This window comes from Spiroplasma sabaudiense Ar-1343 (assembly GCF_000565215.1).
GTDB lineage: Bacteria > Bacillota_I > Bacilli_A > Mycoplasmatales > Mycoplasmataceae > Spiroplasma_B > Spiroplasma_B sabaudiense.
Window position 1 is genome coordinate 353,766 of the sequence record NZ_CP006934.1, and the last position, 26,866, is coordinate 380,631.

General features: G+C 29.4%; 18 protein-coding genes, 1 tRNA gene and 2 pseudogenes. 18 read left to right on the top strand and 3 right to left on the bottom strand.

Features of this window, described 5'->3' with window-relative positions:
- Positions 1-3: 3 nt before the first annotated feature.
- The 4 genes and pseudogenes from dnaG (at position 4) to SSABA_RS04945 (ending at position 4,692) form a co-directional block, all read left to right on the top strand.
- The gene (gene dnaG / locus SSABA_RS04935; RefSeq protein WP_025250870.1) at positions 4-1,815 is read left to right on the top strand and encodes a DNA primase; all 1,812 of its coding nucleotides are present in this window, start codon (positions 4-6) and stop codon (positions 1,813-1,815) included.
- Positions 1,816-3,213 carry a sigma-70 family RNA polymerase sigma factor gene (locus tag SSABA_RS01695; RefSeq protein ID WP_025250871.1) on the top strand — a complete coding sequence of 466 codons (1,398 nt, stop codon included), beginning with the start codon at positions 1,816-1,818 and terminating at the stop codon, positions 3,211-3,213.
- 1 nt (position 3,214) lies between these two features.
- The gene (locus SSABA_RS01700) at positions 3,215-3,907 is read left to right on the top strand and encodes a tRNA (adenine(22)-N(1))-methyltransferase (RefSeq protein ID WP_025250872.1); all 693 of its coding nucleotides are present in this window, start codon (positions 3,215-3,217) and stop codon (positions 3,905-3,907) included.
- Positions 3,908-4,692 (top strand): annotated as a pseudogene (locus SSABA_RS04945) (Nif3-like dinuclear metal center hexameric protein). It abuts the gene before it with no gap.
- On the opposite strand, the gene ispH reads toward SSABA_RS04945, so the two are convergent.
- Positions 4,689-5,555, bottom strand: a complete 867-nt coding sequence (gene ispH / locus SSABA_RS01710; RefSeq protein WP_025250873.1) for a 4-hydroxy-3-methylbut-2-enyl diphosphate reductase — start codon at positions 5,553-5,555, stop codon at positions 4,689-4,691. The pseudogene SSABA_RS04945 and the gene ispH sit on opposite strands and share 4 nt — an antisense overlap.
- A gap of 86 nt (positions 5,556-5,641) precedes the next feature.
- Here ispH and SSABA_RS01715 point away from each other — a divergent pair, with 86 nt between their 5' ends.
- The 14 genes and pseudogenes from SSABA_RS01715 (at position 5,642) to SSABA_RS01780 (ending at position 23,511) form a co-directional block, all read left to right on the top strand.
- Positions 5,642-6,313 (top strand): hypothetical protein, encoded by a 672-nt coding sequence (locus tag SSABA_RS01715; protein WP_025250874.1) that lies wholly within the window; start codon positions 5,642-5,644, stop codon positions 6,311-6,313.
- A gap of 8 nt (positions 6,314-6,321) precedes the next feature.
- Positions 6,322-6,409, top strand: a tRNA-Ser gene (locus tag SSABA_RS01720).
- A 24-nt stretch (positions 6,410-6,433) separates the two neighbouring features.
- Positions 6,434-7,378 (top strand): hypothetical protein, encoded by a 945-nt coding sequence (locus SSABA_RS01725; RefSeq protein ID WP_025250875.1) that lies wholly within the window; start codon positions 6,434-6,436, stop codon positions 7,376-7,378.
- A gap of 95 nt (positions 7,379-7,473) precedes the next feature.
- Entirely contained in the window at positions 7,474-8,841 is a 1,368-nt protein-coding gene (locus tag SSABA_RS01730) for a DEAD/DEAH box helicase (RefSeq protein ID WP_025250876.1), read from the top strand.
- A 30-nt stretch (positions 8,842-8,871) separates the two neighbouring features.
- Positions 8,872-10,353, top strand: coding sequence for an AAA family ATPase (locus SSABA_RS01735; protein ID WP_025250877.1), 1,482 nt, complete (start codon positions 8,872-8,874; stop codon positions 10,351-10,353).
- Between the two features lie 19 nt (positions 10,354-10,372).
- Positions 10,373-12,004, top strand: a complete 1,632-nt coding sequence (locus tag SSABA_RS01740) for a VWA domain-containing protein (RefSeq protein ID WP_025250878.1) — start codon at positions 10,373-10,375, stop codon at positions 12,002-12,004.
- A complete protein-coding gene (locus SSABA_RS01745; protein WP_025250879.1) occupies positions 11,994-12,356 on the top strand; it encodes a PCC domain-containing protein in 363 nt (120 codons plus the stop codon). Before SSABA_RS01740 ends, SSABA_RS01745 begins: the two co-directional genes overlap by 11 nt.
- A gap of 179 nt (positions 12,357-12,535) precedes the next feature.
- A pseudogene (fib, locus tag SSABA_RS01750) lies at positions 12,536-14,080 on the top strand (cytoskeletal motor fibril protein Fib).
- A 71-nt stretch (positions 14,081-14,151) separates the two neighbouring features.
- Entirely contained in the window at positions 14,152-14,529 is a 378-nt protein-coding gene (locus SSABA_RS01755) for a hypothetical protein (protein WP_025250880.1), read from the top strand.
- A gap of 70 nt (positions 14,530-14,599) precedes the next feature.
- Entirely contained in the window at positions 14,600-16,387 is a 1,788-nt protein-coding gene (locus tag SSABA_RS04950; protein WP_025250881.1) for a YitT family ABC transporter, read from the top strand.
- Between the two features lie 47 nt (positions 16,388-16,434).
- Positions 16,435-16,722, top strand: a complete 288-nt coding sequence (locus tag SSABA_RS01765; RefSeq protein WP_025250882.1) for a hypothetical protein — start codon at positions 16,435-16,437, stop codon at positions 16,720-16,722.
- A 7-nt stretch (positions 16,723-16,729) separates the two neighbouring features.
- Positions 16,730-20,599, top strand: a complete 3,870-nt coding sequence (locus tag SSABA_RS01770) for a protein translocase SecDF, variant type (RefSeq protein WP_025250883.1) — start codon at positions 16,730-16,732, stop codon at positions 20,597-20,599.
- 12 nt (positions 20,600-20,611) lie between these two features.
- Positions 20,612-21,124 carry an adenine phosphoribosyltransferase gene (locus SSABA_RS01775; protein WP_025250884.1) on the top strand — a complete coding sequence of 171 codons (513 nt, stop codon included), beginning with the start codon at positions 20,612-20,614 and terminating at the stop codon, positions 21,122-21,124.
- Between the two features lie 89 nt (positions 21,125-21,213).
- A complete protein-coding gene (locus tag SSABA_RS01780) occupies positions 21,214-23,511 on the top strand; it encodes a RelA/SpoT family protein (RefSeq protein ID WP_025250885.1) in 2,298 nt (765 codons plus the stop codon).
- Positions 23,512-23,897: 386 nt separating this feature from the next.
- On the opposite strand, the gene SSABA_RS01785 is transcribed toward SSABA_RS01780, so the two are convergent.
- Together SSABA_RS01785 and SSABA_RS01790 are read right to left on the bottom strand one after the other, a co-directional pair.
- Positions 23,898-25,688: a hypothetical protein gene (locus tag SSABA_RS01785; RefSeq protein ID WP_025250886.1), complete on the bottom strand. Its 1,791-nt coding sequence runs from the start codon at positions 25,686-25,688 to the stop codon at positions 23,898-23,900.
- Positions 25,689-25,996: 308 nt separating this feature from the next.
- Positions 25,997-26,701, bottom strand: coding sequence for an ABC transporter ATP-binding protein (locus SSABA_RS01790; protein ID WP_025250887.1), 705 nt, complete (start codon positions 26,699-26,701; stop codon positions 25,997-25,999).
- Between the last annotated feature and the right edge of the window lie 165 nt (positions 26,702-26,866).

Consider the following 26,866-nt stretch of genomic DNA (forward strand, 5'->3'; position numbering starts at 1 on the left):
AATTTGGATAAAGTTTCTCAAGAAAACATTAATAATTTAATTGAAAAAACCGATATCGTTGCTGTGATATCTGAGTATATCAAGGTTCAAAAAAAGGGTCAAAATTATCAGGCCGTTTGCCCATTCCATAAAGACAATAATCCTTCACTTGTAATAAGTCCTGTTAAAAAATTTTATAAGTGTTTTTCATGTAATGAGTCTGGAAATGCATTAAATTTTGTTAAAAACTTTGAAAATATAAGTTTTATTGAAGCTTTTGTGAAGTTGTCAAGAAAAGCAGGGGATAATGTTGATTTTTTGAGTAATTATAAAACCAAACCCCGATATTCGGATGATGAGCTAAGATTATTTGAGATAAATTATCAAGCAAGTAAATTTTTTTGTGCTATCTTAAATAATGAGGTAGCAAGTGACGCAAAAAGTTATTTATTAAAAAGAGGAATTACCGAAAAGGATCAAATTGATTGAGAAATTGGCTTTTCTTATAAAGAAGCTAATCTGTTAAGTCATTTAAAACAGCTAGGATATAGCCAACAAGATGCAATAAATGCTGGTATCGCAAAAGTTTATGGTACTTCGGTTATGGAAACGTTTGTAAACAGAATCATATTTCCTATTAAAAATGAAGATAATTTTATTATTGGCTTTTCTGGAAGATCAATTAACGAAAACTCTTCACCAAAGTATTTAAATACATCAGAAACTACTATTTTTAAAAAATCAGAATTAGCATTTAATATAAACAACTCAAAACAGGCAATTAAAAAAAATGATGAAATAATAATTTTAGAGGGCTTTATGGATTCAATCAGTCTATCAAAAATCGGAATTGAAAACAATGTTGCAATAATGGGAACAGCCTTAAGTAAGTTTCATATTAATTTATTTTCAAAATTTACGAAAAATTTTATCTTATTTCTAGATGGAGATGATCCAGGTGTTAACGCTTCATTGAAAGCTTCACATCAATTATTAAGCCAGAATTTAAATGTTAAGTTAGTTTTAAATGATTCAAAAGCTGATCCAGATGAATTGATTAAGAAAAATGGCGAAACTTTTGTTAAAAAAATGATAGAAAATTCCCTACATCCAATTGATTTTGCGATTGAATATTTTTTCAAAAAATTTGATGTTCAAAAACAGGACCAGTTTGAACTTTATATTGAAAATGTTAAAAAAACTTTTTCTTTTATAAAGGGCGAACTATTTCAAAATATTGCTTTGCAAAAAATAAGCAATAAAATAAATATTCCAATCGAAAATTTAAAAAACACTTTTGGAATCAAAACTGTCAATAACTATAATGTTGAACCTAAAATAATTAAATCAAATCAAAAAATAAATTACAATGACTTAATTAGGTATAAATTTGCAGAAGAATCAATAATATTTTATTTAATACATAACGGTGATAGATTAGAATATTTAGAAGAAAATGCCGACAAGATAAATACTATTCAGCATAAAAAATTAATGATGGAGATAATTGAATTATATAAGCAAAATCTTATTTCAAAATCAAAACCAGAAGAAATAAAAAAAATTTTGTTGGATAAAAAATCAAAATATATACCAGAATTGGATAATATAATCGCAGAAACAAATTATGTATTTTTAAAAAGCCTCTCTACTGGGGATGGTTTAGAAGACTCATTTTCAATTCTAAAATCAAGGAAATTAGAAGAAGAAAACCGGGAGTTTTTTAAACTAATGTCAGAAGCGAGCAACTTTGAGTTAAAAACAAACTTCAATGAGGTTATTGAAAAAAACTTCGCAGAAGTAATAAAATTAAGAAAGAAAAGAGAAAAAAAATAAATGGCATTAAATGTAAAGACAGTTGAAACATTTGAGGATTTTAAAAATTACTTATTTAGGTATTTAGAAAAAAACGATAACGAAATTTCACAAGAAGAAATAATTGAAGTGATATCAAAAAAATTTATTGATATTGAAGAAGAAGAAATTGAATTGCTAATGAAAGATTTAGCTGATTTGAATGTTGTTTTCACCGATGAAGAAATTGATGAAGATGAGTTAGAAGAAGCATTAAATAGCGAAGATGAAAATGATGATGGAAAAGATTTAGAGTCAGAGTTTAAAGAACGTAGCAAAAAACAAAAAGAGTTGAAGAAGACAGCGGGTTTGACAACAAGTGTTAAATATCGAGTTGGTGGAATTAGCAATGAAACAAAAATACAAGATATTATTAAGGCCTACTTTAATCAAATCGGATCATCAAAAATTTTGACAAAAGATGAAGAAGTTTTTTATGCCAAAATGTTGGAAAGCGATGACGAAGAGGAAGTAACTGCAGGAAGAAACAAATTAATCACTTCTAATTTAAAATTAGTAATTTCTGTTGCTCGTAAACATTTAAATCGCGGACTAGACTTTGCTGATTTAATTGAAGAGGGCAACATCGGTTTAATGAAGGCTGTTGATAAATTTGATTATAAAAAAGGATTTAAATTTTCAACTTATGCAACTTGATGAATCCGTCAGGCTATTACTCGTGCAATAGCCGATCAGGCAAGAACAATTAGAATTCCAGTCCACATGGTTGAAACAATAAACAAACTAACTAGAATCGAAAGACAACTAACCCAAGAATTTGGTAGAGAACCGACTTCTAAGGAAATAGCTGAAAAATACGGAAATGGTATTACTGCTGCTAAAGTAATTGAAATTAAAAAGCTTTCAATTGAGCCAGTTAGTTTAGAGAAACCTTTTGGAGACGAAGATGATACACACTTTGGTGATTTTGTTGAAGATAAGGATATTGCTTCTCCAGATGAATATGCGGAAAAAGAATCTTTGAGAGAAGTTATTGATGAGGTATTTTTAGAAATTTTAGCGCCCCGAGAAGAGAAGGTCGTTCGTATGCGTTTTGGAATTTTACCAACAAAACTTAGAACATTAATTAGATTAGCAGAAGATTGCGATGACGAAAGCGTAGAGGATTTAAAAGCGGCAGTCATTGGTTTAGACATACACTATGATACCCCGATTGAAAAAGTTCAAACCTACCGCAATGAGATGATTCAAAGTCATTTATCAAAATATGATTCTCCCAAAACCTTAGAAGAAGTTGGTAAAGAATTAAAAGTAACAAGAGAAAGAATCCGTCAAATAGAAGCCAAAACTATTCGAAAATTTAAACCAACTGCGGCAAATCCAAGATCAAAAGTACTTAGAGATTTTTTCAAGGGTTAAAATGAAATTTTTAACACCAAGATTAATAACAGTTGCTAGTTTGATCAATGATGATGATGACATCATTGCGGATATAGGAACCGATCACGCCTACTTGCCAATTTATTTAGCAAAGGGACATAAAGTCGAATATGTATATGCAAGTGACATAAATAAAAAACCCTTTGAGACTGCCTTGCAAAATGTTAAAAATTTTGGGGTAAATAATATGATTGAGGTAATTCATGGACCTGGAATTTCTTGAATAAAAGAACGCAGCAACCTGCAAATAGATTGTTGTGTAATCTCTGGAATGGGAAGTACTACAATTTTAGATATTCTAAAAGAAGACAATACAAAAATTAATTCCTATATTTTTTCTTCCAATACAAACGTTTTACCAATTCGTAGTTGAGTTAGAATGAACAAATATTTTATAGAGTCAGAAGTTCTTGTTGAAGATAATGATATTATCTATGAAATAATAAAGGTAAATAAATTTGCTGGCAAAAAAATTAGATCTTTAAGAGAGGAGTACTTCGGACCTTTATTAATTAAAAATCGAAATAAATTGTTTATAGAAAAATGAGCAACAGAAGAAGAAAAATTAAATAAAATTTTAGTAAAGTTACCTAAAAATGATTCAAAAATAAAAAAAATAAAAAAAGAATTAAAAATGATAAAAAAGCATACAAATAAAGAAATGAGAAAATAAATGAAAACAGCTAAAATTATAAATTTTTTAAATGAAAAATTTAGCCCTAGTTTGGCAGCTGAATGAGATGCTTCTGGTTTTCAAATACAAGAAACATTTAGTACAGTTTCGAATGAAGAAATTACTAAGTTAATGATTTGCTTAGATTTGACAAAAGAAGCACTAGATTTTGCGATTGAAAATGATATCAAATTTATTATTTCTCGTCATCCCTTCATATTTAAAAGCATTGATGAAGAAATGGAAAATCCTGAAAAAAACGAATGTACGCTAGAATTGTTGAAAATGAAATGCAAATTTATACAATTCACACAAATTATGATGCATCAAAAGAGCAATCTCTCAAGAATCTAATTGAACAACAATTTGATATTTCAGAAATAAAAAGGGTTGGGGAAACAGGCGAGGGATTTCATTTTATTTTGCAAAACCCGATTATCTTAAAAAATCTTTTAGACCAATTGAAAATAGTTTTTAATGTCAGAGATTTAAGAATAACAAAAAATAGTGACATTAATAGGAAAACAATAGATTTTTATATTTGCACCGGGGCTGGAAGTTCTGTAATGTTTTACGAAAAAATGGAAAATAAAGTTTTCATTACTGGTGAGGGAAAGTGAAACGAAGTAATTTATGCTCAAGACAATAATAATGATTTAATATTGCTGGGTCACTATATGGAAAATTATTTTGTTAAAGATATTTTTAGCAAGCTCCAAGATGAATTTAGCAAAGAAGTTGAAATTATTGAATTTAATATTGGTAATGCTTGAAAAAAATATTAAAATTCTTCTAGAAACTTAATAACGCTCAATTGTAATATGCTTGGGGTGCTTGCCCCAGCTGTTACAGCAACACTTTTATATTTTTTAAGGATATCTTTATTGATATCCTCTTTACTTTGTATAAGAATTGCATCAATTCCAATAGTTTTAGCAATTTCTACTAATTTATTACTATTGTTGCTACTTTTATCCCCAACAACAAAAAGAAGTTCAACATCATTTGGATTTAGTCTCAAAACAGCTTCTTGCCTTTCTAAGGTCGCATCGCATAAGTCATTTTTAAAAACAGCTTCTGGGAATTTAGACTTTATTTTATCATAAAGTTTTTTAGTATCAATTTTTGATAAAGTGGTTTGGTTAGTAACCATAATTTTTAGAGAAGTTGTGGGCAAGTTATCTATATCTTCATCACAGGTAACAAGCGAAATTTTTTTGCTTAAGCTTGTTAAAGCGATTGTTTCTGGATGATTTTGTTTACCGATAAAAATTATTTTTCAATTTTTTGAAAGAAATTCGTTAATTAAATCCTCTGTTTTCAAAACTCACTCGCACTTTGTGTCTATTATAATTAGGTTTTTATTTTTCGCCTCTTCAATAACTTTTGGATCAGTGCCATGTGCTGAAAATATGACAACTTGATTTGCCTCGACTTCATTCAATAAATCCATTCTTGTTTTTTTGCTATCGTCTAGCAATATTACACCCAAATCCCTAAATTCTTGAACAATTTTATCATTGTGAACTATTTTTCCGATCATATAAATTTTATTTTCTGGATAATCCTTTATTGCCTGCTTAGCCAACTTAATTGATTTGACTACACCCAAACAAAACCCTCTTGGAGTAACTCTTATCACCTTCATAAAATCACCGACAAACTATATTGAATATTTTACTTTAAAATGTTTAAAAAACAATTTTTTTACTTTAAAATATTAGTGAGGTGTTTATGTTTAAAAAATTTCTAATTGAATTAAGAACTAATAAAAAAATATCAAGAATTTTTTGAATTTTTTGAATTATGATATTTTTACTAGTTTTTTTGACAATCACCTGAAATGTTTCTGGAACTTTTGGAAATGGATTAAATGGATTTGCATTAGCTAGACATGGTGTTTATTTTATTTTTGTAAATAATGCCAGTCGGGCAAGTAAAGCGTATATAATAATGGGGGCAGTGGTAGCATATTTTCCATTGATTATTCTTTTTCCAATAATTTATTTTATGACTGCCAATTATCTTATAAATTATAAAATAAAAAAACATTTCCCTCAAGTCATTAATTATTATCGTTGAAGCAAAATAGTCCACCTGTCTATCCTCTCAACTTTATTTTTTATAATTGGTGCAATAATCACTACCGTAAATGGGGGCTCATTAAAGCCTTCAGAAAGTTACAAGGTATTATTATGAGCATTTAATCTTGAAAATTTAAATCTTCATGTTGCTGGTATTGGAATGTGATTAGTTTATGTTGGAGGCGCCTTTTTAGGATTGGTTATTGTAACATGAATTATTTTCATAGGACTTGTCTTTGTATTTTCCAAAGCTTCAAGGCATTTTAAATTAAAAAAAGAAAATAAAAACTCAAACTCTTTGAATAAAGAAATTGAAAATTAACAATTATTGGAAAGTTGTCAGAGCGGCCGAATGAGGCGGTCTCGAAAACCGTTGTTTGTAAAAGAACCCAGGGTTCGAATCCCTGACTTTCCGCCATTTTTAAAAAAAAGGAATTAAATTATGAGAAAATTATTAAAAGTCTTATTGAGTTTTTGTTTTATAACTACAAGTACTTCTTCAACAATTTCTTGTTATTTTAATTCAAGAGATAAATTTTCTGATGCTCAAAAAATTGCATCAGTTGCAAATATTACTGATAAAGATTTTCTAAATTCAAATCTAAAACTGCCAACGTACTTTTCAGCCAATTTACAGCGACAATTAGATGATATGTTTTCAGAATTTTTTCAAGATAATAAAATAAATGTTGAAACCCAAGCGGCATTTGCAGTTAATTCTCCAGCAGGAGTTTTAGCCAATGAAGCTTTATATCAAATTTCAAAGAAGAATAGTAAATTATCTTGGGTATTTGAAAAAATCCGTCAACAAAGCTTACTGTTTGATTTTAAGAAGGCTGATGTAAATAACATTCAAGATTTGGTTGATAGCTTATTTGTGGATTTGGATAGTTGAATTATAAATGCTACTTTTCTTGATGAAAAATTACTTCCATGGGAATTGAAAGAGAAGAATCTTATATTAGAGGAAACTTATTCTAAGCCCAATAAAAATTTGAAAATTTTAGCAAATGAAGAACCAGAAGAACCCGAATTCATTTACTATAATATTGATTTAAATCAAACCCCATTACCTAAATACGTTAGATTTAATGTGCTTGGCAAAATTCACTACAATGAAGACGGAACAGTTGATGAAAAACTTTCAAATCCAAGAGCAATCCAAAAGTCTGAAGAAGGAAATATATTAAAATTTGATGAAACCTATTTTTCAAGTGATTTTGGAGTGATCTCTCAAGGAATAATCACAACGAGTAAACCATTTTTATTAAGTGACATCAATTTTGATATTGAAGGTGAGTACCACTTATCACCGATTACTCTTGATTATAGTGCAACTGTTTTTGATTTTTGAAATAATATTTCATTTATTGAACAAACTAGCTAACTCGGCGGTTTGTTTTTTTTATTTAACACTCCATTGAGTAATTTCTTTAAGTTCACTAAATATGCTATAATTTATCAAGTTGAAGAGGTGAAAATATGAGCTTTGAAAAATTTGGTTTTAAAAAATTTATAAATGATGCTTTAAAAAGCATTAATTTTTTAGAGCCAACCTCAATTCAAGATAAGGTAATTCCAAAAATTAAAAAATATAATAATATTGTTGCCCAAGCACATACAGGAACAGGAAAAACGCACGCCTTCTTATTGCCGATTTTAAATAACATAGATATTTTAGAAAAAAAAGTTCAAGCGGTAATTATTACTCCAACAAGAGAATTGGCTCGTCAAATTTATGCAAATGTGAATGAAATATTAAATTTTAATTCTGAAATTACAAAAGCTTGTTTTATTGGTGGTCAAGATATTACAAAACAACAAGAGAGTCTCTCAAAAGTGCAGCCAATGGTTGTCGTTGGAACCCCATCAAGATTAAAAGAATTGTATGAAAATGGTTCATTGAAAATAACAACTACAAAATTTCTAGTAATTGATGAATTTGACATGATTTTTGATTTAGGATTTATCGAAGAAATTGACCTCCTTTTATCAAGAATTAATGAAAATGTTAATATTTCGCTTTTTTCAGCAACGCTGCCAAATGAATTAAAACCATTTTTAGTTAAATATTTGAATAATGCCTTATTTATTGACGATTCTAAAAATAAACCATCAAACAAAAATATTGAGCACGCTTTGATTTGAACTAAGAATAGAGAAAATCAAACAGTTTTTAACAATTTGATTTCTTCAATAAATCCATTTATTGTTATGATTTTTGTCAATCGAAAAGATCAGGTAAAAAATGTTGTTAGTTGACTAAAAGAATTGGATATTACAAATGTCGGGGAATTACATGCTGGACTTGATCCAAGGATGCGTTCAAGTATGCAAAAACGTATCCAAAATAATGAGTTTAAATATATTGTTGCAACAGATATAGCGGCAAGAGGTTTGGATATTAATGGGGTTAGTCATGTTATTTCAATTGACTTGCCAAATGATTTATCTTATTATATTCATCGTAGCGGTCGTACCGGAAGAAATAATTTTAATGGCCAAAGCTTTGTTTTGCATAACTCTGATAATCAAAATTCAATTGATGATCTAAGAAAAATTGGTGTTGAGTTTGTTAACTACAAGTTTATTGAAAACAAATTAGTTGAAACAACCATCAAAACAAAAAAACCAAAATTTTATAACCCTAATTCCCCAGGTGAAATTGCATCTAAAAAGGTCGTAGCAAAATATAAAAAAGATAAGGTTAAACCAGGGTATAAAAAGAAACGCAAGGCCGAATTAGCTGAAATTAAACGAAAAATTCGTCGTGATCATATTAAAGAAAATATTTCAAAAATAAAGAAGGCAAAATATCAAAAACGTCGTGAAGAAATTTTTGAAGATTAATTGAACAAGAAAACAGGAGATTTTACAATTATGAATATAAGCTTGAGAATTAAAAAATTAATTGAAGCAATTTCTTTTGAGGTTTTTGAAAAAGAAGAAATTTTTAAGTTATCAATGTTAGCAATGTTAGGTGGAGAATCAATCTTTCTTCTTGGAAAACCAGGGATTGCAAAATCTCTAATTTCAAGACGAGTTAAATTTGCATTAAGAGAAGGCAAAAATTTTGAATATTTAATGTCAAAATTTTCAACCCCAGAAGAAATTTATGGACCAATCAATATTAAAGAACTACAAGAGGGCCGTTATGTTAGAGTTATTGATGACTACCTACCTGCGGCTAATGTTGGATTTTTGGATGAAATTTGAAAAGCCGGACCAAGTATTCAAAACACCTTACTAACAATAATTAATGAGAAAATATTTAGAAATGGTGGACGCGACATTAAAGTGCCTCTAAACCTACTTATTTCAGCTTCAAATGAGCTTCCAACACCTGGAGAGGGTCTTGAAGCCTTGTATGATCGTTTTATTATTCGTTACATCGCTCATGGTTTAAAAAGTAAGGAAAACTTTGAAAAATTGCTAGCTGGAGAGTCTTCCCTTGATGTTGAGGTCGACCCGAATCTACAAATTGGCAATAGCGAATTGAGTAAATGACAGTCTGAAGCTCGTAAAGTTGTGTTATCACGCGAAACTTTAGATTTTATTCATTATTTTAGAAATAAATTAACACAATCAACAGGAGGGAAAGCTTATATTTCAGACCGACGTTGAAAAAAAATCTCGGGTTTAATCAAAACAAGTGCATACTTTAATGGTCGTAGTGAAACAGATTTACCAGATTTATTTTGTATTCCATATTGCATTTGAGATAACGAAGCTGAAGAGCAAGAATATCGCAAAATTTTTAATACTGCTTTTTCAGAAAAATTCGGGCACGATTTTAGGGGGCAAAAGCATCAGTTGTTAAATCAAGTTGATGCATTAGCGGTGCAAATAAATCAAGTTGAAAGTCAGTTTTTAAGATTAACAATTTATGATTCACCATTTAAATCTAAAACCCAAGGAACTTATTATCGTATTTTAAACCCCTCAGGAAATGAACAATCAAAATATTTGTTTATTTCAGCTAGGGACTGAAATAAACTAGCAGCAGTTCCGGGAACCAGCTTAGAAGTTCCGGTATTCTTTGGATCAAGCGAAACTCGTTATGAAGGAAGCAAAATTTCAGCAGTGCAATATCATAAGGCCAATCAGATTTACTTTATCGAGACTGATAAAAAGCTTTTTATTGAAAATGATAATGCTGGTGAGTATAATAAAGAAACCTTAAAATTGAACCAAAAAATGCAAGAATTAGAAAACGATGTAAAAGAAATTAGTTCAAATATGTATAAAATTTATAAAAAATATGTAAATATGGATTGTATTTTCTTTGACCAGACTTATAATCGCGAAATAGCAATTGCCTTTGATGTGGATGTTGACCAAGTCAACGACTTACAAAGTTAAAAACTAAAAGGAGTTAGTGATGAAGCCAAACACTATTCAAACTGAGGAATTAACACGCTTAGCAATCGAAAAATTAAAAGCTGAAGATTTGGACAACTCAATGTTTAAAGAATTTAAGGCCAAAAATAAGTCAGTTGCAAATCAATTTGATGATAAAATTAATGGTTTTTATAACGAAGCGATGGAATCATCAGCAAAAACAATTAAACTACCTGAATTAATTAATGAAGAAATTAATTATTTTCATTATTTAACCCCGAAACTAAATTCGATGAACTTTGTTGAGAAGTTTAGTGTTATACGTAAAAAACTCGAACAATTTAATTCAACTTTCTTAAAAAAATTTGATGAAATCGTTAATAAGATTTTAAAGGATGATCTCAACCCTCAAATCGGATTAGAAGATTTTTTAAGTGCGTGAAATTTTATGCTGACAAAACGAGTTGTTGACTTTCGCTTAAAATCAATCCAGGACTTGCGCTTTAACTACCTGGTTAATGTTTATGAGTTAATTAAAAATTATACCAATTTTTCTAAGGCCCATAAATTACTAAAAGATACTTTTGAAGATGTTACAGAAATTGAAGATCAAGATGTTATTGAAAATTTAGACACAATAAATAAATTTTCAGATTATCTCTATAAAGATAAATCAATTTTAAAGATTGCAGAAATTTTGGGACGCTTAAATGGGGAAGATGATAAATTTGAGATTAACATTACCGAAAAATTGTCCTATTTTGAAACCGAAGTAAAATTACCGTATAATCCTGAAGAAATTGTTGGAATTACAGAGTCAAAAGATTTAGAACTTATTTTGCCAGCAGAATTGGGGTACTTATTTAATCCAGCCTTGGAAACAATTTTTTTTAAGAAATTCTCTGAAAATAAGTTACAAACATTTTTATTTCACAGTAAGGAAAAAATTACCGAAGAAGAATATATTGATGTTGAATACGAAGCTCCAATTCCATTAAAGCAAGGAAAATTTATTATTTGCGTTGATACTAGTATGTCTATGGAAGGTTCGGGAGAATTTATTGCCAAAGCCTTGGTTTTAGCAATCTGTAAGGTAGCCTTGAAGGATAAACGCGAAGTCGTTTTGATTAACTTCTCAGATGACCAAATTGCTGAAATTGAAATTAATCCCCATCAATTCCCAATTAAGAAAATTTTACAATTTTTGGCCAAGTCTTTTTATGGTGATACCAACGCTACACCAGCGTTTCAGTTGGCGATTAAAAAAATGTATAAAGAAGAGTGAAAACGTGGGGATTTATTAGTTATTTCAGATTTTATGGTTCAAGATTTATCGCCAAAATTACGTGATAATATTAAAACCCTAAAAGAGAATTATAATCGGTTCCACTCGGTTTTTATTGGTAATAGTCCAAATAAGGATTTTTTAGATATTTTTGAAAATAATATGTATTACGATCCAGATGACCCAAATGCAAGCGAACAAATAGTGAAGTCGCTCAATTCAACACTGAGAAATTTAGATAATTTGACTCCTGAAAAACAAGAAGAATTAGCTAAAATTGATCAAGTGAATCAAGAACTTCGTTTAGCGGCCCAAGGTCGGGAAATCATTAAATCGAAGAAAAAACCAACTTCCAAATTGAAAGAGGATAATAAAAATGGAAATTAAAGAACGTTCAAACCGAATTCTTTTAATTATGAATTCTGGGGAAAATATAAAGGCAATTTTAAATGATGTTGTTTTTCAATACGGAATAATTGAGGCAACAATTTATGGCTTTGGTTACTGTAAAGAGATTGAATGGGGGACACTTGAAAAAGAAGATCCCATATTTTATAAAAAAAATTTTTTGAAAAAAACTGCAATTATTTCAAGTTTTAATGGTTCAATTACGGACCGAAATATTCATGTTCATATGTCAGGAATTGGAACCAATAATTTTATTTTTTCAGGTCATTTTATTTCCGCAATTTCAGGAGAAAACTTTTCAGTAACTCTGGATATTTTAAAAACAGAGTAAAATATTTTATTTTAAAGGTAAATACTATTATAAGAGACATTTATTAGGGTGTTTATTAAAAAAAATGCTAATATTGTTGAATTACATTTCTAATTAAAATATAATCTAATTAGCATTTTATGTAAGACTATTAAAGTATACATAAAGAGCGATGAAGAAAAATGAGGTGCACAAAGATAATGATAGGAATTATCTCAACAGCATACTTCACATTGAAAGACCGTCACGACATCAAGACTATTAAAAAGTACTGATGAAGAAATATGGTTATTCAAATCTTGAAGTATAGAGGAAAAAACTTTATCATAGCTACAATTGGTTATGGTAAGGCAAACGCCGCAATGGCAATAACATATTTAATGGAAGAGTACAAAAACTTAGAAACTGTTTTAAACATTGACTTAGCTCTATCAACAAATGATAAATTTGATACAACAGATACTGTTATGTCAACTAAATTCATTTACAGAGATGCAGATTTGACTGTTTTTAAAGATATTAAATATGGACAAATTGTTCACGAACCAGAAGCATTCCAATTCGATACTGAATTAGTTCAAACAGTTAAAAACTTTAAATTAGGAGTTTCAGATGGAATTGTTGGAACAGCTGACATGTTAATCTACAACTCAAAACAATTTAAAGAAATGGTTGACAAATACGGACAAACAATTGACGTAATTGATACTGAAGCAGGAGCATTAGCTCAAGTTGCAAAAAAATCAACAGTAAATTTCATTGCAATGAAAATTATGTACAACAATGCATTAAGTCCTTGAGACAATGATCCATTACATAAATTTAAAATTTATGAAACAACTAATACTTTAAAATTCTTACTTGTAAGATTATTAAATTTATTATCTTCAAAACTAGTTCTTGATTTCAGTAAAAACTCACTTGATGAATTAGATATCATCAATGACTTATTTGAAATCGAACATGATTCATGAGTGAAACGTTTCAGCCCAGCTGCAACTCAATTACTTTCAGGTGCAGGACCATCTCTAATGGCTCTTGACGCTAAAGGTTTAAAACCAGAAGCAATTGACTTAGTTGAAGTTATGAAACAAAAAGTTGAAGAAGAAGGACCAAGTAAAATTATTTTAGGGGAAGATGAATGAAAACATGCTCCTAAAAAATGATTGAAAAAAGTTATGTTCTTAGAAAATGTTCATGTAAATTAAGATGAATTATTATGAAACCGTTCAGCAAAATACGATGTTAAATCAGAAAAAATCTTCACAATTGAAGAAACTGCTAAAGCAATCGCTAAAACAATTGCTGACCGTTCACAAGACAAATCATCATATGCATACGATGGAACAACAGCTCTAAACAAACACTTAATGGTAACTTGTGATCCTTTAGTTTCTTTCTACATTACAAATAACCAAACTCACGAATTCGTTGAGGAAAGAAAATTTGGTAGTGAATTAGTCGTTAATGAATTTATTAAATTCTTAAACAACGAATTGAAAGAAGTGGAATCACCATTTACTAAAATTGCTATTTTATTAAAAATTCCAGCAATCGGAAACAGAAGAATCCCAGTATTTATTGAAACTGCTAAAAAAGCAAACCAACCAATTAAATTCTTGGGTTACTCAGAATCAAACCAACAAAAATACACAGTTGTAGATATTTCAAGAAATGACTACGACCCAATTAAAGTTGGATCATTCAAAGTAACTGTTCGATTAAAAAACGAAGTAACTAAATAGTTATTAAAGAAACACTAAAAATGTGTTTCTTTTTTTATTTTTTTAAGTAAAATAATTTTAAGGAGTTTATTTTGAAGACACCAACACAAACCGGATACCAAAAATTTTTGGAAGAAAAGAAAAGATATCAAGATGAGCAAAAAAATAAGCTTGAGAATATTGCCAAATCACCTAAGCAGGTTAAAGCGAAGAAAAATGAGGTTCATAAATTTGACGGTAAATTTGGTGAATTTTTACAAAAAGCTAAAATAAAAAATATAAATAATCAAGAAATTATTGAAAAAAAATTAGCTCCAGATTTTTTAAAAATTAGCATTACTGGAAAAAAACAAATTACTAAAAAAAATAAAAGGCCAAATGACGTTGAGGTTTTAAGAGACCAAATCGCCAATCGTGTCAGTAAAAATGCTAACTTTTTTAGTTTGAATAATTTAAAAAAGAAAAAGTAATTTATTTAAAAAATTTAAATATTTAGTTTATTATTTAAATATTGGGCAATTTTACAAAGAGGGAATAATTATGTCAGAGAAGAAAGCAAATAAAGAACAAAAAAATTTGATTAAAGATTCAGTAATTCCTGCAAATTTAAATGTTGATACAACTGAAATTATAATTACAGAAGATGGTCAAGTTATTGAAGAGCAATTTGAAGATAAAGCCACCCAATCTGCGAATTATTCAAAAATTGAAAAAAGTTTAATTTCTCGCCGAGAGCAATCAATTTTAATAGCTAACTATTTTAAAATTCGTTTTTTAAAAGATTTGGGAATGGTTGCGATGGCGGCTTTGTTTGTAACTATTGCTTTCGATTATTTTATTACTTCAACAGGACCAACAGGACTTTTTCCCGCAGGTTTAGGTTCTCTGGCGCGATTTTTTGGATTATTAACTTCACCAGAAATCTCAACTCAAGCCGCATTATACTTTGTCTATTATTTTCTTTTAAATATTCCATTAATGATTTTTGGAATAGTTCGCTTAGGCTGAAAATTTACTTTCACTACTTTTTTATACATTGTTTTACAAATCGGGTTTGACCAAATCCTAAGAATTCTACCATTGGTTAATCCCAATGAATTTCATATGTTAATTGATATAAATATTTTGAACTCAAATCCTAATAGTTGAAATAACTCTATTTGATTGTTTTTGTTTGCCCTAATTGGGGGTGCTATGGTTGGAGCGGCCTACTCATTAATATATCGAATTGGTTCTTCAACTGGGGGAATGGACTTTATTACTGTTTGAATTTCTAGAAAAAAATCAAAGCCTCTAGGAAGTTTAAATCGAAATATCAATTTACTTATCTTGGGAGTAATTATAATCTTAAATGCGATTGTTCTAAATCCATCGCTTTTCTCACCAGACCTGATTTTGTCTGCTTTAAAATCCCTTGACTTTGATTCGAGTTTTTCAAGTAAAAATGATGTTACTTTAAATGGCTACCATGTTAACCTTTTTAGCTCAATGTTTAACCACAATATTTTTAATAAGTATAATGGCGATTTACTAGGAGACTTATATGATCATGATTATGATTTCGTTCGACTTTGAACTGAGCATCCAGAAAAATTTGACCCTCAATTTTATTGAACTTTTTCACCATTGGTTAATCAAAATGCCATAGTTTTTGATCAAGATAAAGCTCTATTTATTGTTAATAGTTCTGTTTCAATGCCATTGTTACCAAATCAAAAGGATTTAATTTGAAATTATTTAAGTATTGATTCGGTCACCTCTGGTTATAGTAAATTACCACTCCAATTGGAGATTTTAGTAAGGGTTAAATTTATTTTTGGGCCAACTCTATTTGCCTCAATTTTATTAGTTTTTACTTCAGGAATGTTGACTAATGCTTTGTATCCAAAATACAAAATTCGCACATACCTAATCACTACCAAACTAATGCATCAAATCAGCAATGTTTTGTTAGAAAATGGTTATGAAAACGATATTATGTCTTGAGATGCAACTAATAGAACCACAGGTAATTACTTGCACCGAAGCATTATTATGGTTTCAATGTCAGTTATGGATTGAGATGTAATTGAAAAATTTATTTTCACAGCTGATCCCTTTGCAAAAGTCAATGTAATTAAGACCAAAGAAGTTAAAGGTTTATTCAAATTTGAAACCAAAAAAAATGAGGAACGTGAGTATGTTCACCAGTCAGTTGTTTCTGATGAAAATGAACTTGAAAAAATTCGTCAAGTAGCGTATGTTAAATCTAGCCGCCGAGATGAGCGAGAAGCCCGACGCTTAGCTAAAAATAAAACTAAAAAAACTTCTAAAAAAATTGAAAAATAGCTAATTAATCAATATAATAATAGAAGTTGTTTATGGTGGTGTAAATTTTGCAAGATTTGAAATCAAATAACATTCTTAGTAACTATGTTTTGGCAATGTTGGAAATAAAAACAATAGAATTGCGTCATAAAATTTCCAGCATTTCAATAGCAGATTTAGTTGATTATTTAAAAAAATTTATTTTAAATGGGAAACGTTTAAAATCAATAAGCGATGCCTCTTATTATATTTTCAATATTAAAATAAACTATTTAATGGAATATTTAAATATTAAAGAATATACAAGAGAAGGTAACTCAATTGAAACAGATTTAAAAAGCATTTTAGAAGGATAGTGATTTTATGAAAAACAAAAGCTTCAAGTCAAAAACAAGCAAGAAAAACTTTTTTAGATTTTTTACAGTAATTTTAATCACTTTAGCTATGGTTTTTGGGGTTTTCTTATCATCAGCATCAATAAATGAAAGCATTAAATTGGGTAAAGATTTTAGCGGAAGTTTTGTGGCAACCGTTGGAGTTTTTGATAATTCTAAAAATAATAGCGAAAGCTCAGGGAGCTTACCAAATGGGGATGCTGCTGCTGCCGCAGAAATTTTAAGTTCGAAAATTGATCCAATGGGTAACCAACAGATTAATGTTCGAGTTGCTGGAAAAAACTACTTGAGAGTTTCAGCACCAAAATCTTCTTTTGATAATAATGAAAGTCGTTTTCGCAGTGATATTCAACGCAGTGGGGGGATTTTCATTTTCAATAGTTCAGGGAAAGACCTGCTTTTTGGAGAAAATAATGAACGTACAAAAATGAGTGACGTTTTCTCAGGAGCTAGTGCAACTACAATGGGTCAAGGGACACGTAATGCACCTTTCATTCGCTTTGAATTGCCAACAGTTGGAGGAAAATTTAGCGAAATTGTTGACAGTTTAAATCCTGAAGAAGGTCAAGCTGAAGTAATGAGTATTTTAACAGATGTTGATGGACTGTTTGAAGATGTGAGAAGTTACTATTCACTATCAAGAACTAATCAAGATGAATTTTTAGAAACATGATTTAATAAAATTTTAAAACCATTGCGTGAAACATACTTGAAATCGCAAAATCCAATTCAAAGAAAAGTTCTTTTTGACTTGTTTTTTGGGGAATATTCTTATGTTGATATTAATGGAACAACCACACTTCGCGAAAGTTTAATCGCTCCAAACTCGCAATTCCAAACTGTTGAAGATTTTAGAAAAGTTATGGATTCATGACATTATTTATCAGATACAACAAAATATATTTATGATCCTAACTCGGTAAAAGAGGACTTTATTGCTGGGGGAACTGGTAAATATAGTCAGCCAATCAAGGGGTATACTGAAAATTCAACAACTACTACAACTGATTTAGGAAATATTAAAGAGTTATTTGAAATGCTTTCAGATAACTTAGTATCGCTTGCAGTTTCAGTTGATGAGACTAATTTTGCAAAGTACTTTCTATACCAAGGAAATGTTTCAAAATCAGAACCATCAATAAAAACCGGTGGTTTTATTGGTGATTCGGGAAAAGCCTTCTTTGCTGAAACAAAAACCTTTACCCAAGCAAAATCTGCTGAAGCAGCTTTTGCAGCCGCTTCAAAAGGTTTCTCATTCTTCGTATTTTCAGTTAGTGAAGAATCTGGGTTAGTTAGCCCTGTCTTTCTAATTATTTCAGCAGTTGTTATGATTTTAATTGCTATCTTAATTGCTATCTTTTTACTGGTATTTTATCGCTTGCTAGGGCTATTTACAATCATTATCATCTCAACAACAGTAGTACTAATGATGGTCTTTGCGAACCTGTTTGCATTACCATTTGGGGTCGAATCAATTGCTGCAATTGCAATTGTTGTTGGATTAATTTTAGATATGTCAATTACCTTATTTGAGTCAATGAAACGTAGTATGTATTTGAAAAAACGTAGTTTTCGATCATCATTTATTATTTCCCATCGTGATACTCTTGGTGGAGTAATTGATGCTTCAGTTGTTCTAATCATCCCCAACATGATTCTTTTTTGAAATGCATCTAATGTTTTAAAAAGTTTTGCAACCTTGGTTACTCTTGGGGGATTTTTAACAATTTTCTTCGCAGTTGTTGTAATGAGATTAATGGTTTATTTAATTGCTAAAACTGATTTAATTGATCGTAATCCTAAATTATTTGCACTTAACACCACAGTTGGTAAAAAATCATCAATTTTAATTGAAATTAAATATAATAGTTTAAACCATCAAATTAGGGTTTTGGAAAACCCAAATCCATTAATTACAAAAATCACAAAAATTAATGAAAAAATTGCTTTCTATAAAGAAACAAATCAAGAACTTCAAGTTACAAAATTGACAAAAATTTTAGAAAAACTTGAGGCTAAGCAAGGGCAAATAGTTGCAAAAAATCAAGAAAAATTAATTAAAGTTAAAAAGAATCTAGAACAGTTGAAAGTTAAACGCCAAGCTGCGATAGAAAAAAATAAAATTCGTGAAGAAAATTATGAAAAAAAACTTGTTGAAAAATTAGAACTAAAAATTAAAAAATTTGAAGCTAAAAAAGATAAATTACAAGCTCTAGAAAGCCCTAAAAAAATCTTTAAATTAGAGGCTCAAATTGAAGAAAATAAATATTTAATTAATAACAATTTCAGTATTGAAACCGAGTTGTTAGAAAGTGACATAATTGAGGGTGAAAACAATAGTGTAGCCGCAATTAGCGAACCAGTTGAACCAAAAACAACTGCTGAAAAAATTCGTGTAAAACGAAGAGAACGTGGAATCTTTAAATTTAGTAAAGTATTTTTAATCATAATTATGGCAATGGTTGCTTTTGCAACAATTTTAGGACTATCTGTTGGACCAAATTATGATCGTAGTTATGGCCATGGAACTGAATTCTTCATTTGAGGGGACTATATTGAAACCAGTTATTCAAAAGTTGAAGATTTAAGTAAAAATACTTGATGAATTGAAGACGTTGAAGTTCCATCAGAATTACAAGAAAAAGCGGCTAGTTTAGTTGTGGGACCTTCAGTACCAAAAGCTGAACGTTTAGAAAAAGAAACTAAAGCAGTTGCTGAAACACTAGAGTTTATTTTCTCAAATAATAGTTACTTCCGTTTGATGACAAATTCATCACTGTCACTTAGTGGTGTTAGAGTTAATTATGGAACAAACTACACTCCATTTGACCAAACAGGTGCTGTAGCTGACCCAACTCCTTGAATAATGTTTGAATTCAGAGAAACACGCACTAAAACTTTAAAAGCAATTAATAATGTCTTAGTTCAATTCACCGATAAACCAGCGGGTTCACAAAATGATGCTTCTCGTGGAGTAGAAAGACTAATTTTAAATCCATTTTCAAGTAGCGAGTTGATTAAACAACTTGCACTATCAACATTAATAATTATTGCAGCATTAATCATTTACATTTTGATTCGTTTTAAATGAACATACTATGTAGCGATTACCCTAGCAATGGTCTTTGGATTAGCAGCGTTTGTTTCTTCGATTATTGTTTTCCAAATTCCATTAGGATTTACTGTAATTATTTCAGGATCATTGTTGATAAGTTTTATTTTAATAAATGCCATAATGATTTTAAATCATGGAAAAATATTAATTCAAAGTAAAAATGAATATTCACTAACTTTGTATTTTAACAAAGAAATTGATATTTCAGTTAATAACCGTGAAAACAAGGCGATTTATCGAAAAGAGATTGCAGTTCTAAGAAAAGAGCTGCGTGGTAAACTAAAAAGTAAAGAAATTACTAAAGTTGACAAAAAAGAATTGAAAAAACAATTCAAAATTGCTCGCCATGATCACCTGTTGAAATTAAGGGAGTTAAAAAAAGCTAACGCTATTAAACTTTCAAGAGCTGCTAAGGAAAACAACTATTTAAAAGAAGTAATTGTTGACGTGATGAACTTTGCTATTAAGCGTTTAATGCTAATTGGAGTATTCTATTTAGCAATCTCAGCTGCTCTAGTATTAACAATGCCAAAAATATTTAGCTTTGGACTGTCACTTCTAATTGGGGTCGCTATTGCAATGCTAGTGACAATGTTTATTATTATTCCAATTTGAATTTTCTTAGAACAAACTCGTTTACGAAATCGACTAGCCTTCAAACGTTATGTAAACAGCTTAAAAGTTTCACAAGAAGAACAAATTATAGAAGGCATTAATGATTAGAGGTATTATATTTTGAATTTAAAAAATTATATTACAGACGTTAATGATTTTCCCAAACCAGGAGTTATCTTTAAAGACATAACTCCGTTATTAAATGATGCTAATGCTTTTAAATTTGCAATCCAGGCAATGGCTCAAAAAATCTTGGAATCAGAGATTGATGTTATCGTTGCACCAGAAGCTAGAGGCTTTCTCTTTGCAGCTCCAATTGCTTTTGCAACTAATAAAAGGCTAGTATTAATTCGTAAACCAGGAAAGTTACCTCGTAAAACCGTTCAAACAAATTATTCTTTAGAATATGGTGCTGGGGAATTACAAATTCACGAAGGGGATTTAAAACCCAAAGATCGCGTTGCTATAATTGATGATGTTTTAGCAACCGGGGGAACCACAGAAGGAATTATTAAATTAATTGAGAGCCAGGGAGCTGAAGTTAAAAAAATTTTGTTCTTAGCTGACTTAAAATTTTTACACAGTGCTGATATTTTCAAAAATTATAATTTAGAAAGTCTGTTAGAATATTAGAAAATACCCAGTTTTGGGTATTTTTATTGTTTTTTGAACAAAATCAGTTTTATTGTTATAATTAATAAATAGAGTTAAAGGAAGTCCATATGAGTCGTGAACGTGCAGTTAGTAGTTTTAATTTTGTTGAAGTTTGAGACTATGATACAGTTGATTTGGAAATGCGAAAATATATTTTCAAACCGGAATTATTAGCTGAAGTTCGTGAAGCTTATGAATTTGCTGAAAAAGCCCATCGGGGCCAAAAACGCCGCAATGGGGACCCATATATTATTCACCCAATTTCAACCGCTTATTTTTTAGCACAGTGACGAATGGGACCTAAGACAGTAATTGCAGGTTTGTTACACGATATCATCGAAGATACCCCAATAACATATGAAGAAATTGAAAAACGCTTTGGCACTGAGGTTGCTGACCTGGTTGAAGCTGTAACTAAGGTAACTTATTTTTCAAAAGAAAAGCGCCAACAAATTAAAGCTAAATATTTAAAAAAATTATACCTATCAATGGTAAAAGATATCAGAGTGATTATTATCAAAATTGCTGACCGTCTTCACAATATGGCGACTTTAACAAATCTGCCATTAGAAAAACAACAAGTCATTGCAAGTGAGACTTTAGAAATTTATTCATCAATTGCTCATCGTATTGGAATGAAAGTTGCCAAAACTTTACTAGAAGATTTAAGTTTTAAAATAATTAATCCCGAGGAATATAATCGGATTTCTTTACTTTTGGAACGCGATTTAAAAGAACGTTCTCAAACAATTGATGCAATTATTGACTATTTATCAGTTGTTTTGCATGATGAAAAGGGATTGCAAAATATTGAAATCTTTGGTCGAACTAAGACAATTTATTCTATCTATCGTAAAATGACGCTTTTTGGAAAAAACTTCAATGATATTAATGACCTATTAGCGGTTCGAATAATTACAGACAGTGTGGATGAGTGTTACCAAATTTTGGGAATTGTTCACCAAATTTTCACACCACTTTCAGGACGTTTTAAAGACTACATTGCCACACCAAAGAATAATCTTTACCGTAGTTTACATACAACAGTTTCAGATAAAAACGGAGTTATCTTTGAAATTCAGATTCGAACTTTTGAAATGGATCTGGTTGCCGAATCAGGAGCTGCGGCCCACTGACGTTACAAAGAAGATGAAATTATTGATGTTCAACAAAAGCAAAAAGAACTTGACGAAAAAATTGATATTTTTACTAGAATTATAGACTTAGAGAAGTTATCAAGTAGTGGTGTAGAATTTGAAAACCAAACCGATGAATATGATAAAGATAAATTTTTGGAAAAAACTATTCAATCGGACTTCTTTACCTCATCGGTTTATGTATTGACCCCAAACGGACAGGTGATTACATTACCATTTGGATCAACGGTTCTTGATTTTGCCTATCGAATCCACTCTGAAGTTGGAGAACATACAACAGGGGCAAAAATTAACGGGGTCTTCTCACCAATTAACACAATCCTAAATTCAGGTGAAGTTATTGAAATTAAGACCAGCAGCAAACAACAACCAAATGACAATTGGTTAAAACATGCTAAAACTAATGCTGCTCGTAGTAAAATTCGTAAATTTTTAGCTGCTAAAAACGAAAATGAAACAAAGTCTAAAAAACTCAATACTTTAAAATTAATAACTGAAACAAGAATCGAAATTAATAAATATATTGAGAAAAACAATCTAAAGTGAAAAGTAAATAGTGAAGAGCAAATTACAGAAAAGTTAAAAGTATTAGACTATAATAGCGTTGATGTTTTCTTGCTGGCGGTTGCAAACAAAGACTTTACAATTAAAGAGGCGGTTGAACTAGTTTTTGTTGACAATGATATCAACCAAAACGATCAGTTTTTAAATCAATTTAGAAGTAAAAAATATATTGACAAAAGACTTAAAAATGACATCATTGTTGCTGGAATCGAAAATATCCAAACAACAATTTCTAACTGCTGTTTGCCAATTCCTTTTGAAGATATTATTGGATATGTCTCTAAAAATGATGGTATTAAAGTTCACCATACGGGATGTCAAAATATTCAAAATGAAAAAATGCGCAGCCGCTTAATAAAAGTTATTTGAAATAAAGATGTTGTTGAAACTAAAGAATATTTTGTACAAATCCAAATCAAAGGTGATGATCGCCCCAACTTATTATTTGATATTACAAAGACATTTTCGCATTTAAAGTCTTCAGTATACGATGCTAGTGTCCAGGTTTCTGATGCTGAGCTCCAAGTGAAGGGTAAATTTTTAGTTAAAGTTAAAGATAATAATCACTTAAATCAAATTGTCACTAATCTACGTGCAATGCCAAATATTAATTTTGTAGAGCGATTAAGTTCTGCAGCAGAGTAGTTAAAACTTAATGAAAAAAACTATTTAAGGAATTAAATAGTTTTTTTATCGAAATTTAATGAGATTCAAGTAATTTTTCACAATATTGTGGTGACCAATTTTTATTAAATTTAAAATAAGATTTCCTTGATAGTAATTTGAAAAATGAATTAAATTGTTCATTAACTATCTATAGTTTATACTTATAAAAATTAGGGTGTTTGGGAAGGATAACTTTAAAATTTTGCACTAATATTTTTTTGACAACTTAGTGCCAAAAAAAAGAACATCATAGCGCATTTTTTAAATAAAAAGAGTTACCTCCAAATATTTAATCTGCTTTAGATGTTCATAAATTTATTAATTTATAATTTATTTTACAATATTATAGTGGAATTCGTAGTTTCTTAGATTACTTTCATATTAATATCTGATCCAAATTTGATTTGATCATTAGTTCATTGCATTCCAAAACCAGCAGATGTAATATTACGATCTTTAACACCGTTTGAAAATAAAAATGTACTAAATAACATATTTTGTACCGATACTCCAATTTTAAACGCTGAGCCATCGGCAATATGTGAGAGTCAAAAATTACCTCTTTCATCAATAAACATTGTTTGCGCAAAAAAACTTCCAGAAGTATTACCTTGTCCAATAAAATAATTTGTAAATTCTCAGTATTCCTTTATTTTTTTTGCGTCCTCATTGGCAGCATCCCAAAGATCTTCGCTATAATCAGCAAAATCAAGTATTTGATTAATGTGAACATTATTTTTTCAGTAACTTGGGCGATTAAATACACGTTTAGTATACGAATCTATTTCTGATCCTGGACCTTGGTTTATAATGTAAGCTTGATAAAACAATACATCCTTTATAAATTTTTTGTATAGTGTCATTGTATCTTTTTCTTCAGTTAATTGGCGAACAGCAATAAAGTTATCTGCTAATTCCAAAGAATCATTTTTATATTTTATTTTTAAATCAGTTATATCAATTCCAAACAAGGAAATAAGTCTTGAGTCTTTTAGGACATTAAATTCAAAGTTCGGTGAGCTATTGTCTAATTGAGTTTTGAAAGTATAGTTACTCATTAGGTTTTCTTCCACATTGAATAAATTAATTTGAACTGACATATTGCTAAATAATTCAACTTTACTTTTAACATTTTGAGATTCAGTTCTGGTTGCTATTTGATTAGATTCATTAGTAGTTAATGCATCTACTAAAAATTCTAAATCTGCGTCTTCTCCCAAATTAAATTTTTTAATTTCATCTCTAAATTTTATTTGAAAATCACTTCCTGATTGTCCCGAAGTCCAAGCATTTCACAAATTAGAGTATTTAGTTGACCCGATCGCTAAATTATTTGAATTGAAACTTAACCCCATTTCACCAAAGTCAATTTTAAAATCTGGATTTGCAATGGTAACTGAATTTAAAGTCTTATTAACAGATTTAAAAACTTCCCCATTGCTACTAATTATATCTTTTGAAATAGAGCTAGCATTTCCTTTGTTGCTCTCGACAATAAAGCTATTGGCAAGTTCCTTTTCACTCAATAAATTTTTAACATTATCACTTATTTCATTTAGTTCTCCTGCAATATCAAAACTACTTATTAAATTGATTTGAGATTTATATGAGATATCATGAAATTCTTTGTCACCATTTTTACCCTGAAAAGTAATTGTACTACTAAAGTTAATATCAATTATTGAAATTTCTGATGACTCTCCAGATATGATTAAATTATCAATTTGAAAACCACTCACTAGAGGATTTTCTCCAGGTATTATCAAATTTTTGTAGTTAATATTTTGGACAACGTTTTTATTTATTTCAACTAAAACATCAGATCATTTAATTACTTTGCTAATTTCAGTTTTAACAAATTCAAAGGCTGTTCCTTTACCTGAATTAATTTCATTATTATTATTTTTTAAATAATCAACATTTAACTTGTTATCAAAAGGTGATTCGTTTTCATAAATAAATCTAATTTGTTCCATATATTTTGAAAAATTAGCATTAAAAATTGTAGTGACAAGATTAATGAAATCATTTTTATTTGTTTCGAAGTCATAATCACCAGGATTATTTTTGTTAGAATCTTTTTTACAAGCAATAACACTTAATGGAGCTGTCACTGTTAGAGCTGTTGTTGCAAAAAAAGTCAGTAATTTTTTCATTTATATTCTCCTTCTAGTATTATTATGTAATACTGTTTTTATTATATATTTATTTATAATAAAAACAACTTATGTGTGTTAAAAAGAAAATTACTTAATTTCCAAAAAGTTAGTTTCAAAACTCGATTTTTATTAATTTTCTTTTGCTGATACCATTCCATAATTGGCATTATTTAATGATCGTAACTAAATTTTTTATATCCTAAAACTATAAAAATAAAAAAAGACTTCACTTTGTTGTGTAAGTCTTTTTATCATTGAGATAGAAGGGAGATTTAAGAAATAATAATTCTAGTTCTTCTAATTTTCTATAAAAACTGCTCTTTAACATACAATTTTTTGAAACGCTCATTAATTATTTCGATATCATTATTCTCAATTTTAAATTCTTCAATTAACTTGCCATCTTTGATAAAGCCAACTTTTGAGCAAAGTTTGGCAACTTCTTCAAAAATATGTGAACAAATAATAATAGTTGTATTTGAATCTTTTCTTAGTTTTAAAATTAGTTGATTAAATTGTTCTTGCATAATTGGGTCCAGTCCTGAAGTGGGCTCGTCTAAAACTAAAAATTTTGGCTTATTCATTGTAGCGGCAATTAGAGCGATCTTCTGCTTCATTCCTTTTGACATTTTTTTAATTTTTCTACTAGCATCCAAATCGAAGTGGTTAATCAATTTCTCAACAAAATCTCATTGCGAACCCTTTTTCAATGAAGCAATCAATTTTAGGAATTGAATCCCAGTCATATTTTCATATAAGCTAATTTCACCAGCAACATAACCAGTAAATTCCATAATGGCTTTCGAATCTTTTTGGGGATCAATTCCATTAATAATAATGCTTCCTGAACTTGACTTAATTGAACCTAGAATTTGTCTGATTAATGTCGTTTTACCAGCGCCATTTGGACCAATGATACCATAAACCTCGCCATCTTCAATTAACATATTAATGTCAAAGTTACCGACTTTATCTCCATAATTTTTTGAGAGATTTTTAATTTCCAACATTTGATATCCCTTTCTTTAGTTTTTAAACTTATTTATGAAAATATTTTAACACGGATAAGATTATAAAAACACTTTATAATCAATTTGAATATTCCACTGTTTTCCAATTTAAAATTTGTTTTAAATCCTGATAATATAAAATAAACTTAAAAGTGTTTAATGTGT